Origin of the sequence: Tritonibacter mobilis F1926 (genome assembly GCF_000376545.2) — a bacterium.
Lineage (GTDB): Bacteria > Pseudomonadota > Alphaproteobacteria > Rhodobacterales > Rhodobacteraceae > Epibacterium > Epibacterium mobile.
The window spans coordinates 2,640,689-2,653,793 of the sequence record NZ_CP015230.1; the positions used below are offsets into that span (position 1 = coordinate 2,640,689).

Sequence of the window (13,105 nt, forward strand, 5' to 3'; positions counted from 1 at the left end):
TGGAAGTTGAGGTAGTAGTTCAGACCAGCAGCCTGCCCTTAGTGGGACGGATGCAGCGCGTCTTTCAGATAGACGCAGGTCAGAATGGTGAACACGTAAGCCTGAATGAAGGCCACGAGAACTTCGAGTGCGTAGACCGCGGTGATGGCAAAGATCGGCAGGAATGCCCCGGCGCCCAGCGCGCCAGCAAAACCTGCGAACACCTTCAGAACCGCGTGGCCCGCCATCACGTTACCTGCAAGACGGATGCAGTGGCTGACGGGGCGCACGAAGTAGGAAATCAGTTCGATGATGGCCAGGATCGGACGCAGCGCCAGCGGAGCGGAGCTGACCCAGAACAGGCCGAGGAATTTCGCACCATGCAGCACAAAGCCGGTGATGGTCACGGTCACGAAGACCAGCATTGCGAGGATCGCGGTCACGGCGAAATGAGAGGTGGTGGTGAAGGACATCGGGATCAGACCAAGGAAGTTGGCCGTCACGATGAACATGAAGAGCGTCATGATGTAGGGAAAGAACTTCACGGCATCTTTGCCGGTCACGTCTTCGACCATCTTGTAGATGAAACCATAGGCCAGTTCAGCAACCGACTGAGCGCGGGAAGGAACGATGCCCCGGTTGGAGGAGCCAAACACCAAGAGGCCGATGATCGCCACCACGGCAAGGAACATCCAAAGCGTCACGTTGGTAGGCGTGTACCAAGCGATATGGTCACCACCAAACAGCGGCGTCACGGTGAACTGTTCCATCGGGTGAATGGCAAGACCGGCCGTTTCCGGTGCGAACACCAGGCCCGATACGAGCACCAAAGCCAAAGCTACGTAAAAGAACAGTTTGCCCATCGTTCCGCTTCTCCTGTCGCTTAGGCCGTCGCCCAGCATTCATGCATCTTTATCAGCGTCGGCGGATTTTTCCGCCTCAGCCATTTGTTTGTCCTGAATCTCGCGTGCGCTGCGGAGCATCACGTTCACCCCGGCGGCCAGACCCAGCAATATGAACAGCACCATGAAAATGGGGGTCGTTCCCAAGAGAACATCCAACCCGTATCCGATGCCGAGGCCGATCACGAGACCGGCCACCAATTCCGTCACCATCCGCCAGGCCTGATTGGCCATGGAATAGTGTTCATCCGCGCGAGGTTCTGGCTCTTCATGCGCCTTCTTGGCGGCTGCCAGTTTCTCCTCCAGCTGCGCCATGCGCTGCTTTTGGTCGTCGTCGATCAAGGTGACGCATCCTCTCGCGAAATCTGAGGGTTTGCTAAGCGGTCCTCCGCTCAGAGTCAATTGCGCATTACGCCGATCTGCTCTGGGTGAAATATCAATACTTTCAGTGCACTAAGCCAAACCACGTGTTTGCGCGCAGCGTCCTTCGCCCGAGGATATGCCTTTCGACATCGCCAGATGCATATTCAACCAAATGGTTGATCTTGAAATCACACCGCAGGAACCCGGTGTCGGAACAGTCGTCCGTCGATCAGCAAAAGACCAAAAAGGATCGCAAGCAGCCCCGACAGATGGCTGACCTCAAGCGGCTCTCCCAGAACCAAGACCCCCAATGACAGCGCCGAGGCCGGCGCAATCAGCGTCGGAAGTGTGACATTGGTCGGGCCAATCTTAGGAAGCACCCAGTACATGGCGATGAAGGCGGCAGAGGTCAGCGCAAACCCGATGATCAGCAACGCCCCCCATGCCTGTGCGGACAGCGCGCCCGGCACCCCATCGGACCAGAGGGCCAGTGGCAGGATAACCACCGTCGCCCCGGTTAAGGCCCAGGCCACCAGCACGACTGGTTCCATATCGCGAAACTGGCGCGCGACATTGACCGAAAAAGCATAACACAGTGGCGCACCCAATGTGACGAGGATCGCCCAGATGGCAGAGCTCTCCCCGCCCTGCAGGATCGGCAGAGACAGCAGAACGATCCCCGCCAGCCCGGAGGCGACACCCAAACTCTTGCGCCAATTGGCGCGCTCACCGTCCGGCCAGAAATGGGTCACCACCACTGCAAGCGCCGGGGTACAGGCATTGACGATCCCCGCAACACCGCTGGCGATATGCTGCTGCCCGAGCGCATAACAAGAAAACGGGATCGCATAACTCAAGGCTCCAAACCCGGCCAAAGCCAGCGCGCGCGAGGGCGATATGCGCCAATTGCGCCCGCGCGCCAGCAGGAAAACCCAGCACCCCAAGGCGCCAAGCCCGACACGCCCGACAGAGATCCACAAGGGTGCCAGCTCGCGCAGCAGCACCGCGTTGAACATAAAGGACATCCCCCAGCCAATGCCGAGGATCACGATGATGGCCCAATACCGCAATGCCATGGTGCTCTCCCTCAATAGCGCCCGCGCCGTTTTGCGCATACGCTTCGGGATTGTCGACCCGCTTCCTGCGCTTTAGGAGATATCCCCATGAGCGATACTCTTGATACTGTCTTTGCAGCCCTCGCAGACCCGACCCGTCGGGCGATCCTGTCGATGCTGCTCGAAGACGATATGGCCGTCACCGATGTGGCAGAGCCGTTTGAGATGTCGTTGGCGGCGATTTCCAAACATCTCACCATCCTCACCCGTGCCGGTCTGATCCAGCAGGAAAAGCGCGGGCGGGTGAAATGGTGCAAGCTGCAACCGGATGCTCTGCGCGCCGCCTCGGTCTGGATGCAGGGCTTTGGTCAGTTTGAGCCGGTGAATCTGGATGCCTTTGAGCGGTTTCTCGAAGAAGAGCTCCGCGACGGCGAGTGAGGCACACGCCCGGCGCGGACCAAGTGAAACTTGGCGTCTTTAACCGTGTTCATCCTTCAACAGCAGCCAGAGCGCCACGATCGTCAGCGCGATCCCCACAAAGATCAGTGCCGGAGGCCAACCCTTGCCCAGCGCGATCTCCCATAGGATCACCCACGACGGCACCAGATAGGTATAGGCCATGACCTTTGCCGACGGCAGCCGCAGCGTTGCAAATTGCAGCAGGACAAAGGTACAGGCCGAGGCACAGACCGACACATAAATAAGACCGATCCAGACGATGGGCTTCAGCCCCGCCCAATCCGTGGCGATCAGATCGCGCCACGCCAACGCGATCAGCGCTACCGCCCCGGCGACCAGAACCCCAAAGGTGAAGACCAGCGCAGGCTCGCCCCGGTTCAGCTTGCGCACCATCGGCGTATAAAGCGCGTGGGCTACACAGCCGACGAAATAGATCACCTCACCCTGACCGATCTCAAAGCGGACCGCAGCCTCAAGATCTGCGCGAAAGATCACCCAAAGCGCCCCCGCCCCGCCGATCATCAAGGCCAGCGCCATGCGCGGCGTTGTGATCTGGCGCAGCAATAGCCAGCCAAAGACGCCGCTCATGGCGGGCGTCAGCGTAAAGACCGCCGCCGCGCTCACCGGATCTGCGGTTTTCAACCCGTAGAACATCAGCACGAAATACGTCGCGAACACCCCGCCCAATAGCGCATAGCGCCAGGGTGCGCTGAAATGTTGCGACTTCAGACCCGGCCCGATGGCCGCCGCCGCACCGATCAAGATCCCCGCCAGCACAAAGCGCACGGCATTCAGAGCCGCAGGCGTGACCTCATTCGCGATCAACGCGCCGAGCGAAAACGACCCCGCCACCAGCGCCGAGAACGCCAGCATCGCCAGATGCCCCTTGTGGCTGTCGCGCAGACCGCCCCGCATGGGTGCCAGATCCAGATCGCTCATCACTGTGGCCAGGTTTTTGCGTGCTCTTTCAAAAAGCGCACGAAGCTCTGCACCTTATTGGTGCGATGCAGGTCCACATGGGTCACCAGCCAGATCTTGCCCGACCACTCCTCACGGGGGTCCATCATCATCACCAGATCCGGGCAGCTTGCTGCCTCCCACAAGGAGATAAACCCGATGCCCGCCCCAGCCCGGATGGCCTTATGCCCGGCCACCGCATCCGAACAGCGAAACACAATGTTCTCAGCCGGGATGGTCGCGCGCAGCCAGCGTTCGAATGGGGCGCGGGTGTTTTCATTGTCACTGGCAACGAACCGGTGGTTCACCATATCGTCTTGCCCTTTGAGCATGCCGTGGCGCGCGACGTAGTCTTCCGAGGCATAAAGCGCGAGGCGCTGCCCCACGAAGGGTTGAACCACATTGTCTGGCTGTTCCGGTGCCGCCCCCGCGCGCAAGGCCACATGTGCCTCGCCATATTCCAGTCGGAACAACCGATCCCCGGTCAGATAGCGGATCACCAGATCCGGGTGCATCTGCTGGAACTTCGTCAGCGCAGGCGCCAGCATGGGCGCCATGGAGGACAGGGATGTCACCACCAATTCGCCAGACACCTCGTCGCCCTGCCCCTTGAGCCGCCCAACCAACTGGCTGAACTGATCGTCTGTCGCCTGCGCCACACGCAACAGATCCAGCCCGGCTTCAGTCGGCGTGTACCCCCGCGCATGGCGCTGGAACAGTTTCACACCAAGGCGCGCTTCGATCGCATCAATATGCCGGATGACCGTCGCATGATGCACGCCCAGCACTTCTGCCGCGCCGCTCACCGTGCCAAGCCGCGCAACCTGATACGCGGTGCGCACTTCGTCCCAATTCTCCACCTGATCCCCCGTCGCGAAGATATCTGTAAGTATTTGCGCGGATGCGCACAGACTTTGTTCAATATCACAAATTGTGTTCGGGTGTGCAAATATCCATTCTGAGCCTCAGACGAATTTTCCTCCTCACAAGGACCAAGACGATGGCTCACACCGTACTCCATATCGACAGCTCCGCCCGCCAATCCGGCTCCACCTCCCGCGTGTTGACAGCGCAGGTTGTGGAACGGCTGAATGCCGAGACCGTTATTCGACGCGATCTGTCGACGCCGCTGCCGCTGCTGGATGAGGCATGGATTGGCGCAAACTTCACCCCTGCCGATCAACGCAGCGATGAGCAAAAAGCGACGCTGGCCTTGTCGGACAGTTTGATTGATGAGCTCAAAGAGGCGGACACCGTGGTGATCGGAGTACCGATCTACAATTTCACCATCCCCACGACCCTCAAGGCCTGGATCGATCTGGTCGCCCGCGTTGGCGTGACCTTTCAATACACCGAGACTGGGCCCGAAGGCCTGCTGAAGGGCAAACGTGCCATTCTGGCCGTTGCATCGGGCGGCACCGAAGCCGGATCAGACATCGACTACGCCAGCCGCTACCTGCAGCACATGCTGAGTTTTATCGGAATTACCGACATTGAAATCGTCGCAGCAGATCAGCAAGCCATTGACGCCGAAGGGTCCGTACAAAAGGCCAAGGACGCCATCGCACAACTGGCCGCGTAAATAACAAAAACTGGAGGAGGGGCGCTCCCGCCCGTCCGCCGATCAGCCACAGGCTGCTCGCGTCCCGTTGGGCCCGGCAGGCCGCGCCGCAGGCGCGGCCTGCCCCCCGGCGATCCGCAACGCGGAGCGCAACACCTCAAACCTCAGGTTTGAAACAGATCAGATCCACTCGGGCGTGATGCCGATTTCCTCACAAAACGTCATAAAATCCGCGCGCGGCATTGCAACGGTGCGGTCATTCACCAGCGGATGCATATATATTCGATCCGCCGTCTGAGCTTCAGCGTCCATAAAGAACCTGACGCCCTTTGGCGCGCCGTTGATCATCGCCAGCGGGGTGACGGCGCCGGGGCGAATACCGAGATGTTCCATCAAGCGCTCTTCGGACCCAAATGACAACCCTCCCACCCCCAATTGCGCGCCAAGCGCCTTCAGGTCGATCTCACGATCCTGCTGCAACGAGACGAGGTAATTTCGCTTCTTGCGATCCCGCAGATAGAGGTTCTTGAGGCGAAGCGCCGTTTCACCGGGCACCAGAAAATCGTCCTCCACCGCTTTGGACTCTTCGACCGTGCGCAATGGCACGTGCTGGTGCAAAACATAAGACAGCCCCCATGCGTCCAGCTGGGCCAGCAACGCGTCAGAAGACAGGGGCAAGCTCTCCTGAGCAGCGGTCGGCGCGTCCATAATGATTCCTTCAGATCAGGCAGTTCGGGCAGTAACAGTGATACACCCGCCCTTCTGACAGATTGCTCGGTATCTGTGCAACGCTGTTGCGACCAAACCTTAGGCGACTGCGGCAACCCGTGGCTCAAAGCACCTGAGCCACGCGGCATCAATGTCGGCCATCTCGCGGCCTGATCCACTCGGGCCGCACCCGAGGGCCGCCGGATAGCCACAACGCTGCTCGCGCAGCCGCGCCGGCTCTGCATCCCGTGGAGACACAGATACAGGGCGCAGGCGGTCCAAACCCTCAAGCGTCACTCGCTGGTAGGGAAGCGCACTGCGATACGGGCTGAGATTGCCGATGCCACATGTTTCCTGAGCCGCAAAATACTCCAACCGCCGCGCCTTGGCAGCGGTGTTTTCGCCCATGCGGAGGGGACGACCGGCCTCGCCCAGCTGGTCCTCATGTCCCTGAGTTCGCCCTTCGCCAAGGTCGATCATATCACAACCGAAGTAGTAAATCTGCGAGGGCATCAATGCAGCAAGCGCCCAATATCCCGCCACAAATGCCATGCCTTCGCCAGTGTATGGCGCGCCGCCATAAAGGGTCTGAACCGGTGAAAACTCTGCCTCGGTGACAACCTTCTGGTCGCCCTCCAGCAGCACCGGTCTCCTGTCCACGGAAAAGTCCCTTCTGTGGATCATATGAGTCCAGTCCTCACGGATGCTCCACGCATCATGGATTGCAACCACATGATCAAACAGTCCGACCGGCCAGCCTGCGGCCTCGATCGCATAGGGAGCACTGCCAAGTATGAGGACTTTTGTCATAATTTCTTTACAACTCCTTGCCGAACCCGGCTTTGAGCAAATGCAACGGGGGAAGGTCAACGGGACCGCTCGAAAAAACTGAATATCAAATGCGCCTATTGGTGACGATCCGCCAGAAATGGCGGGTACAGGTGGAAAACTGCCGATGCCGCCCGGGGTGCCCTCTTTTGCACTTGCGCCCTTCTTCTTGACTCTCAGGTGCCCCCAGAGTAGGGCAGAGGCAATTCCGGGAGCGTTGTGTCTTCCGGTCCTCGGCATGGGTCGGGGATCGCCCTCCACCAGCGCGTTGCGCCCGTGGGGGCAAACCTTGTTGGTTTGCACCCACATTTCTTGCACGGCGGGGGCAAACCTTATTGGTTTGTGCCTGTGGTTGCGATCTGGTGGCAGGTGATTGAGGTTCGTTCCACCGCTCCTTACATCAGGAGCACACATCGTAACCGGCAATGGAGGCCGAAGGCATGTTTGAAAATCTATCCGAACGCCTGTCTGGTGTCTTTGACCGGCTGACGAAACAGGGTGCGCTCTCTGAGGATGACGTAAAAACCGCCCTGCGCGAAGTGCGCGTGGCCCTGCTCGAAGCTGACGTTTCGCTGCCCGTCGCCCGTGATTTCGTCAAGAAGGTGCAGGAACAGGCCACGGGCCAAGCCGTCACCAAATCGGTGACACCGGGCCAGCAGGTTGTGAAGATCGTCCATGACGCGCTTGTCGATACGCTGCGCGGCGAGGACGATCCCGGTGCGCTGAAGATCGACAGCCCGCCCGCACCGATCCTGATGGTTGGTTTGCAAGGCTCTGGTAAGACCACCACCACCGGGAAACTCGCCAAGCGGCTCAAGGAAAAAGAGGGCAAGAAAGTCCTCCTTGCTTCGCTCGACGTCTATCGCCCGGCGGCGATGGATCAGCTGGCGGTGCTCGGCACCCAGATCGGCGTCGACACCCTGCCGATCGTCAAAGGGCAAACCCCTGTAGATATCGCCAAACGCGCCAAACAGCAGGCGGCGCTGGGTGGCTATGACGTCTATATGCTCGACACCGCCGGTCGTCTGCAGATCGACGAAGTCCTGATGAAAGAGGTCGAAGACGTCCGCGACGTGGTCTCCCCGCGCGAGACCCTGTTGGTCGTTGATGGTCTGACCGGTCAGGTCGCCGTTGAGGTGGCCGAGGAGTTCGACAACAAGATCGGCATCTCCGGCGTGGTCCTCACCCGGATGGACGGTGACGGTCGCGGCGGCGCGGCGCTCTCGATGCGCGCAGTGACCGGCAAGCCGATCCGCTTTGTCGGCCTTGGCGAAAAGATGGACGCCATCGAGACCTTCGAGCCGGACCGGATCGCAGGCCGCATCCTTGGCATGGGCGATATCGTCGCCCTTGTTGAGAAGGCACAGGAAACCATCGAGGCCGAACAGGCCGAGCGCATGATGAAGCGCATGATGAAGGGTCAGTTCAACATGAACGACCTGCGCATGCAGCTGGAACAGATGCAGCAGATGGGCGGCATGCAAGGCATGATGCAGATGATGCCGGGCATGAACAAAATGGCCAAACAGGTCGAAGAGTCGGGCTTTGACGACAAGATGGTCACGCGCCAGATCGCCATGATCCAGTCCATGACCAAAAAGGAACGCGCCAATCCCGCGCTTCTGCAGGCCAGCCGCAAGAAGCGCATCGCCGCAGGTTCCGGCATGGAAGTGGCTGACCTTAACAAGCTGCTGAAGATGCACCGCCAGATGGCGGATGTCATGAAAAAGATGGGCAAAATGGGCAAGGGCAAGATGCTGAAACAGGCCATGAAAGGCATGTTTGGCAAAGGCGGCATGCCCGAGATGCCGGGTGGCATGCCCGGCGGTATGGACCCCTCGCAGATGGACCCAAAAGCACTGGAAGCGGCCGCCAAAGCGATGGGCGGCAAGGGCGGATTGCCCGGTGGCCTCGGCGGACTGGGTGGTCTCGGCGGCGGCATGGGGCTGCCCGGTGGCCTCTCTGGTTTTGGCAAAAAGAAGTAACCCCGACAGATGACCTCGGCACCCACCATAGAAACCGACCGCTTGGTCCTGCGCCCGCATGAAGCGGGTGATCTGGAGGCGTTCTGGTCGTTCTACCAGAGCGACCGGTCGCGTTATATGGACGTGCCCAGCAGCCAGTCGCAGCTCTGGGCCGGGTTGCTTGCTGAGGTCGGTTCTTGGGAGATCTTTGGCTGGGGTGGTCTGGCGATTGAAACCAAGGACGGTCAATTGGCGGGGCAGGTCTGCATCAGCCAACCGCCGCACTTTCCCGAATTGGAACTGGGCTGGATCGTTTTTGAAGGATTTGAGGGCTTTGGCTATGCCTTTGAGGCCGCCTCTGCAATGCGCGACTTTGCCTTTGAAATTCTCGAAGTATCAACGCTGGTAAGCTACATCGACCGCGACAACCGCCGCTCGGTTCTGCTCGCGGAACGTATGGGCGCGGTGCTTGACCCGGATGCTGCGACATACGACACGGTCGATCTTGTCTATCGCCATGCGCCCGACAGCACGGGCCCCGGACTGGAGGCCTACGCATGAGCACGCCCTCCATTCCGGTGATTGAAACCAAACGTCTGATCCTGCGCGGACCAGAGGCTGAAGACTATCCGAACTTCAAGGCAACATTCACGTCTTATCGTGCGCGTTTCATGGGCGGGCCGCTCAACACTTATGAGGCATGGATGCTCTATGCTGCCGAGATCGGCCACTGGCAGGTGCGCGGTTTTGGCATGTGGATGATCCACGACAAGATCACCGATGAAACCTACGGCATGGCCGGGGGCTGGCAGCCTGCAGGCTGGCCGGAGCGCGAGATCGCATGGATCATCTGGCCAGAGAAGGCAGGCAAGGGCTATGCGCTTGAGGCGACCCACGCAGCGCGCAAGCATTTCTACAACACGGCAGGCTGGGACGGCGCGGTCAGCTACATCGACCCTAAGAACCTCGATTCCATCCGCCTTGCCGAACGCCTTGGTGCGAAAAAAGATCACGATGCCCAGACCATCGACGGCAACGACGCGGTCTACCGGCACCCGACACCAGCACAGCTGCGCGACAGCCAGCTTACACATGGCATTGAGATGGAAATCGGTCACTACGCCGACCCGTTGTTCAAACCGAAAGGATGGGCCATTGACTGAGACCACGACCGATCCTGCCGCGCGCGCAGCCGAGCTTTTGAAAGAGCACCGCGAGAGCATTGATCGTCTGGACGCGATCATTGTCTACACGCTGGGAGAGCGTTTTAAGCGCACTCAGGCTGTTGGCCAGCTTAAGGCAACACACGACCTTCCCCCGTCCGATCCTTCGCGCGAAGCGAAGCAGATCGCACGACTCGAAGAATTGGCGAAAGAGGCCGATCTGGACCCAAAATTCGCCAAGGCGTTCTTGAACTTCATCATTGATGAGGTCATCCGCCACCACAAGAAGCACCAGGAATAAGCGGGGTTTGACCTGAAATCAGGACACCTCGTTCAACGCCATCAAAGGAGAATGAAACCATGGCAATGAAAATCCGTCTGGCCCGCGGCGGCTCCAAGAAACGCCCCTTCTACCGTATCGTTGCAGCGGATTCCCGCATGCCGCGCGACGGCCGCTTCATCGAGAAGCTGGGCACCTACAACCCGCTCCTGCCGAAAGACAGCGAAGAGCGCGTGAAAATGGACATCGAGAAAATCCAGGCATGGCTCGACAAAGGCGCACAGCCGACCGACCGTGTTGCACGTATGCTCGAAGCAGCAGGCGTTCGCGAGAAAGCCACACGCAACAACCCCAACAAAGGCACCCCGGGCAAAAAAGCTCAGGAGCGCGCTGAAGAAAAAGCTGCCAAGGCAGCCGAAGCCGCAGCAGACGCGGAATAATCACATGACGGGCCCGGTGCAGGATGCAAAGGGATGTTTCCCGCAGGCGTTCCGCGCCGAGCTCGATCTGTTGATGAAGTTGCGCCGGGACGTCCGGCGCTTCCGTACCGATCCGGTAGACGAGGCAGTGCTCACGCGCTGCCTCTCTGCTGTTTCGCTGGCCCCTTCTGTGGGGCTGAGCGAGCCATGGCGCATTATTCGCGTAGGCTCTGATGCCGCACGTGCTGCGGCGCTAAAGAATTTCGAAACTGCCAACGCCGAGGCGCTGGCGGATTACAGCGAGGATCGCGCCGCCACCTATGCGCGCCTCAAACTCTCCGGCATGCGCGAAGCCCCGGTTCAGATCGCGTTTTTCTGCGATGACGAGACGGAAAAAGGCCACGGCCTCGGCGCGCGCACCATGCCGGAAATGCGCCGCTATTCGGTGGTCACGGCCATCACGCTCTTTTGGCTGTCATTGCGCGCTGAGGGCCTTGGCCTTGGCTGGGTGTCGGTGCTCGACCCTGACCAGATGGCGCGCGATCTGAACGTGCCCCAAAGCTGGAGCCTCATCGGCTATTTCTGCATCGGCCACCCGGAGCGTCTGTCAGACACACCGGAATTAGAGCAGGAAGGTTGGGAGCAGCGCTTTGCCGCGCTTCCGATTGAGACCCGCTAGGCGTAAGGAGCCGTTATGGGGCTGATCCGCATGTTGATCTTCACCCTTGTCGCCTTTGGCGCCGGGGTCCTTTATGAACGCAGCGGTGCCCGCGAGCGCTGCGCCACCGCTGGTGGAGACTGGGCAAGAACGCAAACGGGGACCGGCATGATTTGCCGGATGTGACATGAGCAATGTAAGTGAAGATCTGATTTGTGTCGGCGCGCTGGCGGGCTCTTTTGGAGTACGTGGCGAGGTCCGCCTAAAAAGCTTCTGCGCCAATCCCGAAGAGATCGAGGACTATTCCCCCCTGTTCGGAGAAGACGGCCAGACCCGCTACACGCTGGCGATCACCCGCGCGGTCAAGAACGGTTTCGCCGCCCGTATCGTGGATGTCGACACCAAAGAACAGGCGGATGCCCTCAAGGGTGTGCAGCTTTATGCACTGCGAGACGACCTTCCCTCGCTGCCTGATGACGAGTTTTATCACGCCGACCTGATCGGGCTGGAGGTGTTTGACACCGGCGGTACGCTCTTGGGGCGCGTTAAGGCGGTACAGAACTACGGCGCTGATGATCTGCTGGAACTGCACGGGCCGGGGCTTTCGGCAACGGTGCTTTTGCCCTTTACCAAGGCAGCGGTACCCACGGTCGACCTGACACAGGGCCGCATCATCGCAGACCCACCCGAAGGGGTGTTTTAATCGCTACGTCGGAAGAACCCGACTTCAACTTGGGTGATGCTCCAAGAACCACGAGAATATCCGATCGGCCCCCAGTGACGCTTCAATCTCGCTTTCTTTGCGTGGCTCACCCAATGGCGGTAGTTTTCTCCATATTAGGTAGAGCCGAAAAAGAAAGGTAAACTGAAAAACCGGGTCGTTTGTGAGATTCCGGCCATACCCTTCTTCAAACGCCTGCCAATCTGCCGCTGCAACACATCCAAAATCCTGTTTCCGACCGAACTGGACCAGATTTTCCGGCATCTTTGCTTGCCAGAGTTTGACCAGATCCAGATGACGAGACGCAGCGCCCGAACGTGAAAAATCCACAAATGACACCAAATCTTCGGTAACCAGGATATTCCTGAAATGAAGATCTCCATGCTGGGCAACTTTGTGGAAAATCTCTCCCCGCGCATTTCGAGCGAACCGGTGTAACATCGCACACAACCCGAGAAACCGCTTAGGTTTATGAACTTCGATGTCACCTGCACGCAATTGGGCAGCGCTTTCCTCAACGTCTCGCAACTGCGCTTTGGGCCAAAAACGCTGCTCTGAAACCGCGCCATTTTCATGTAATGCCCGTACAGCACAGCCAATTCGGCGCAGCAACCTTGCGCGGTCAGTCAAACCGTAATCCGCAAAGGTCAATTCACGTTGGGCTGTTTCTCCCGGCGCAAACTCGAACAATGCATAAGGGTAAACTTCATCCTGCCACAAAATGTTCGGAACATTCACGCCAGACACATCACGCAAGGCCCTGGCCGCTTTACGGTGTTGCTCAAGATTTCCCATGTGGCCTTTAATGTTTATCGTAGCAAACTCCGTTCGCAGGACAAACTTTTGACCGTCTTCGGTTTTCACCCCAATCACCGCCCGCCGATCTCGGCGAGATGAATTCACCAGCATCATATTAAACGCCACATTTTCAACCGGCAGCCCAACGTCATTGGCGATGCGCGGCCATAGTGCGACGGCCCGGCGCTCCACTTCTGCGATAGGTTCCTCTCTGTGAAAAGCAGGGGAGCGATTGGGCACTTTATTCGGCATCAGAGGTCTAAGCTTTCGGTTGCGGTTTAGGCTGTTTC

The 13,105-nt window shown here is 59.2% G+C and carries 18 protein-coding genes; 10 read left to right on the forward strand and 8 right to left on the reverse strand.

The genetic code is table 11. The features are described 5' to 3' along the window. Window positions 1-38: 38 nt before the first annotated feature. The 3 genes from K529_RS12475 to K529_RS12485 all read right to left on the reverse strand — a co-directional run bounded on the left by K529_RS12475 (window position 39) and on the right by K529_RS12485 (window position 2,320). Complete coding sequence (locus K529_RS12475; RefSeq protein ID WP_005636431.1) at window positions 39-842, reverse strand: F0F1 ATP synthase subunit A; 804 nt, start codon at window positions 840-842, stop codon at window positions 39-41. Window positions 843-881: 39 nt separating this feature from the next. After that, entirely contained in the window at window positions 882-1,223 is a 342-nt protein-coding gene (locus K529_RS12480; RefSeq protein WP_005636428.1) for an AtpZ/AtpI family protein, read from the reverse strand. Between the two features lie 209 nt (window positions 1,224-1,432). Continuing rightward, on the reverse strand, window positions 1,433-2,320 hold the full coding sequence (locus K529_RS12485; RefSeq protein WP_005636426.1) for a DMT family transporter: 888 nt from the start codon (window positions 2,318-2,320) through the stop codon (window positions 1,433-1,435). A gap of 87 nt (window positions 2,321-2,407) precedes the next feature. Here K529_RS12485 and K529_RS12490 point away from each other — a divergent pair, with 87 nt between their 5' ends. Further along, complete coding sequence (locus K529_RS12490; RefSeq protein ID WP_005636424.1) at window positions 2,408-2,737, forward strand: ArsR/SmtB family transcription factor; 330 nt, start codon at window positions 2,408-2,410, stop codon at window positions 2,735-2,737. 39 nt (window positions 2,738-2,776) lie between these two features. Here the strand turns inward: K529_RS12490 and K529_RS12495 are convergent, their stop codons facing one another. Further along, window positions 2,777-3,697: a DMT family transporter gene (locus K529_RS12495; protein ID WP_005636421.1), complete on the reverse strand. Its 921-nt coding sequence runs from the start codon at window positions 3,695-3,697 to the stop codon at window positions 2,777-2,779. Continuing rightward, the gene (locus K529_RS12500; RefSeq protein WP_005636418.1) at window positions 3,697-4,575 is read right to left on the reverse strand and encodes a LysR family transcriptional regulator; all 879 of its coding nucleotides are present in this window, start codon (window positions 4,573-4,575) and stop codon (window positions 3,697-3,699) included. The genes K529_RS12495 and K529_RS12500 overlap by 1 nt, the downstream gene beginning before the upstream one ends. Window positions 4,576-4,715: 140 nt before the next feature. Here K529_RS12500 and K529_RS12505 point away from each other — a divergent pair, with 140 nt between their 5' ends. Beyond that, complete coding sequence (locus tag K529_RS12505) at window positions 4,716-5,297, forward strand: FMN-dependent NADH-azoreductase (protein ID WP_005636416.1); 582 nt, start codon at window positions 4,716-4,718, stop codon at window positions 5,295-5,297. Between the two features lie 159 nt (window positions 5,298-5,456). Here K529_RS12505 and K529_RS12510 read toward each other — a convergent pair whose 3' ends face one another. Beyond that, a complete protein-coding gene (locus K529_RS12510; protein ID WP_005618200.1) occupies window positions 5,457-5,984 on the reverse strand; it encodes a prolyl-tRNA synthetase associated domain-containing protein in 528 nt (175 codons plus the stop codon). A gap of 99 nt (window positions 5,985-6,083) precedes the next feature. Beyond that, the gene (locus K529_RS12515; protein ID WP_005618203.1) at window positions 6,084-6,794 is read right to left on the reverse strand and encodes a hypothetical protein; all 711 of its coding nucleotides are present in this window, start codon (window positions 6,792-6,794) and stop codon (window positions 6,084-6,086) included. 458 nt (window positions 6,795-7,252) lie between these two features. Between K529_RS12515 and ffh the strand changes: the two genes are divergently transcribed. From ffh to rimM, 8 genes are read left to right on the forward strand one after another with little or no spacing between them, the layout of a single operon-like run. Continuing rightward, entirely contained in the window at window positions 7,253-8,797 is a 1,545-nt protein-coding gene (gene ffh / locus K529_RS12520; protein ID WP_005618205.1) for a signal recognition particle protein, read from the forward strand. A gap of 9 nt (window positions 8,798-8,806) precedes the next feature. Then, entirely contained in the window at window positions 8,807-9,337 is a 531-nt protein-coding gene (locus K529_RS12525) for a GNAT family N-acetyltransferase (RefSeq protein WP_005618208.1), read from the forward strand. Then, window positions 9,334-9,939 carry a GNAT family N-acetyltransferase gene (locus tag K529_RS12530; protein WP_005618210.1) on the forward strand — a complete coding sequence of 202 codons (606 nt, stop codon included), beginning with the start codon at window positions 9,334-9,336 and terminating at the stop codon, window positions 9,937-9,939. Before K529_RS12525 ends, K529_RS12530 begins: the two co-directional genes overlap by 4 nt. Continuing rightward, a complete protein-coding gene (locus K529_RS12535) occupies window positions 9,932-10,240 on the forward strand; it encodes a chorismate mutase (RefSeq protein ID WP_005618214.1) in 309 nt (102 codons plus the stop codon). Before K529_RS12530 ends, K529_RS12535 begins: the two co-directional genes overlap by 8 nt. Window positions 10,241-10,299: 59 nt before the next feature. Continuing rightward, window positions 10,300-10,659 (forward strand): 30S ribosomal protein S16, encoded by a 360-nt coding sequence (gene rpsP / locus K529_RS12540; protein ID WP_005618216.1) that lies wholly within the window; start codon window positions 10,300-10,302, stop codon window positions 10,657-10,659. Between the two features lie 4 nt (window positions 10,660-10,663). Next, window positions 10,664-11,317: a 5,6-dimethylbenzimidazole synthase gene (gene bluB, locus K529_RS12545; RefSeq protein WP_005618219.1), complete on the forward strand. Its 654-nt coding sequence runs from the start codon at window positions 10,664-10,666 to the stop codon at window positions 11,315-11,317. 15 nt (window positions 11,318-11,332) lie between these two features. Beyond that, window positions 11,333-11,482: a hypothetical protein gene (locus K529_RS23680; RefSeq protein ID WP_009177466.1), complete on the forward strand. Its 150-nt coding sequence runs from the start codon at window positions 11,333-11,335 to the stop codon at window positions 11,480-11,482. A 1-nt stretch (window position 11,483) separates the two neighbouring features. Then, window positions 11,484-11,999, forward strand: coding sequence for a ribosome maturation factor RimM (gene rimM / locus K529_RS12550; protein ID WP_005618222.1), 516 nt, complete (start codon window positions 11,484-11,486; stop codon window positions 11,997-11,999). 24 nt (window positions 12,000-12,023) lie between these two features. Here the strand turns inward: rimM and K529_RS12555 are convergent, their stop codons facing one another. Continuing rightward, complete coding sequence (locus K529_RS12555) at window positions 12,024-13,067, reverse strand: aminoglycoside phosphotransferase family protein (RefSeq protein WP_005618226.1); 1,044 nt, start codon at window positions 13,065-13,067, stop codon at window positions 12,024-12,026. Between the last annotated feature and the right edge of the window lie 38 nt (window positions 13,068-13,105).

Bases quoted from the DNA above. Each gene is read 5' to 3' on its own strand.
- K529_RS12495 (WP_005636421.1), bottom strand. From the start codon at position 3,697: ATGAGCGATCTGGATCTGGCACCCATGCGGGGCGGTCTGCGCGACAGC.
- rimM (WP_005618222.1), top strand. From the start codon at position 11,484: ATGAGCAATGTAAGTGAAGATCTGATTTGTGTCGGCGCGCTGGCGGGC.
- K529_RS12530 (WP_005618210.1), top strand. From the start codon at position 9,334: ATGAGCACGCCCTCCATTCCGGTGATTGAAACCAAACGTCTGATCCTG.
- K529_RS12485 (WP_005636426.1), bottom strand. From the start codon at position 2,320: ATGGCATTGCGGTATTGGGCCATCATCGTGATCCTCGGCATTGGCTGG.
- K529_RS12525 (WP_005618208.1), top strand. From the start codon at position 8,807: ATGACCTCGGCACCCACCATAGAAACCGACCGCTTGGTCCTGCGCCCG.
- K529_RS12505 (WP_005636416.1), top strand. From the start codon at position 4,716: ATGGCTCACACCGTACTCCATATCGACAGCTCCGCCCGCCAATCCGGC.
- bluB (WP_005618219.1), top strand. From the start codon at position 10,664: ATGACGGGCCCGGTGCAGGATGCAAAGGGATGTTTCCCGCAGGCGTTC.
- K529_RS12515 (WP_005618203.1), bottom strand. From the start codon at position 6,794: ATGACAAAAGTCCTCATACTTGGCAGTGCTCCCTATGCGATCGAGGCC.
- K529_RS12555 (WP_005618226.1), bottom strand. From the start codon at position 13,067: ATGCCGAATAAAGTGCCCAATCGCTCCCCTGCTTTTCACAGAGAGGAA.
- ffh (WP_005618205.1), top strand. From the start codon at position 7,253: ATGTTTGAAAATCTATCCGAACGCCTGTCTGGTGTCTTTGACCGGCTG.
- K529_RS12490 (WP_005636424.1), top strand. From the start codon at position 2,408: ATGAGCGATACTCTTGATACTGTCTTTGCAGCCCTCGCAGACCCGACC.
- K529_RS12510 (WP_005618200.1), bottom strand. From the start codon at position 5,984: ATGGACGCGCCGACCGCTGCTCAGGAGAGCTTGCCCCTGTCTTCTGAC.
- rpsP (WP_005618216.1), top strand. From the start codon at position 10,300: ATGGCAATGAAAATCCGTCTGGCCCGCGGCGGCTCCAAGAAACGCCCC.
- K529_RS23680 (WP_009177466.1), top strand. From the start codon at position 11,333: ATGGGGCTGATCCGCATGTTGATCTTCACCCTTGTCGCCTTTGGCGCC.
- K529_RS12475 (WP_005636431.1), bottom strand. From the start codon at position 842: ATGGGCAAACTGTTCTTTTACGTAGCTTTGGCTTTGGTGCTCGTATCG.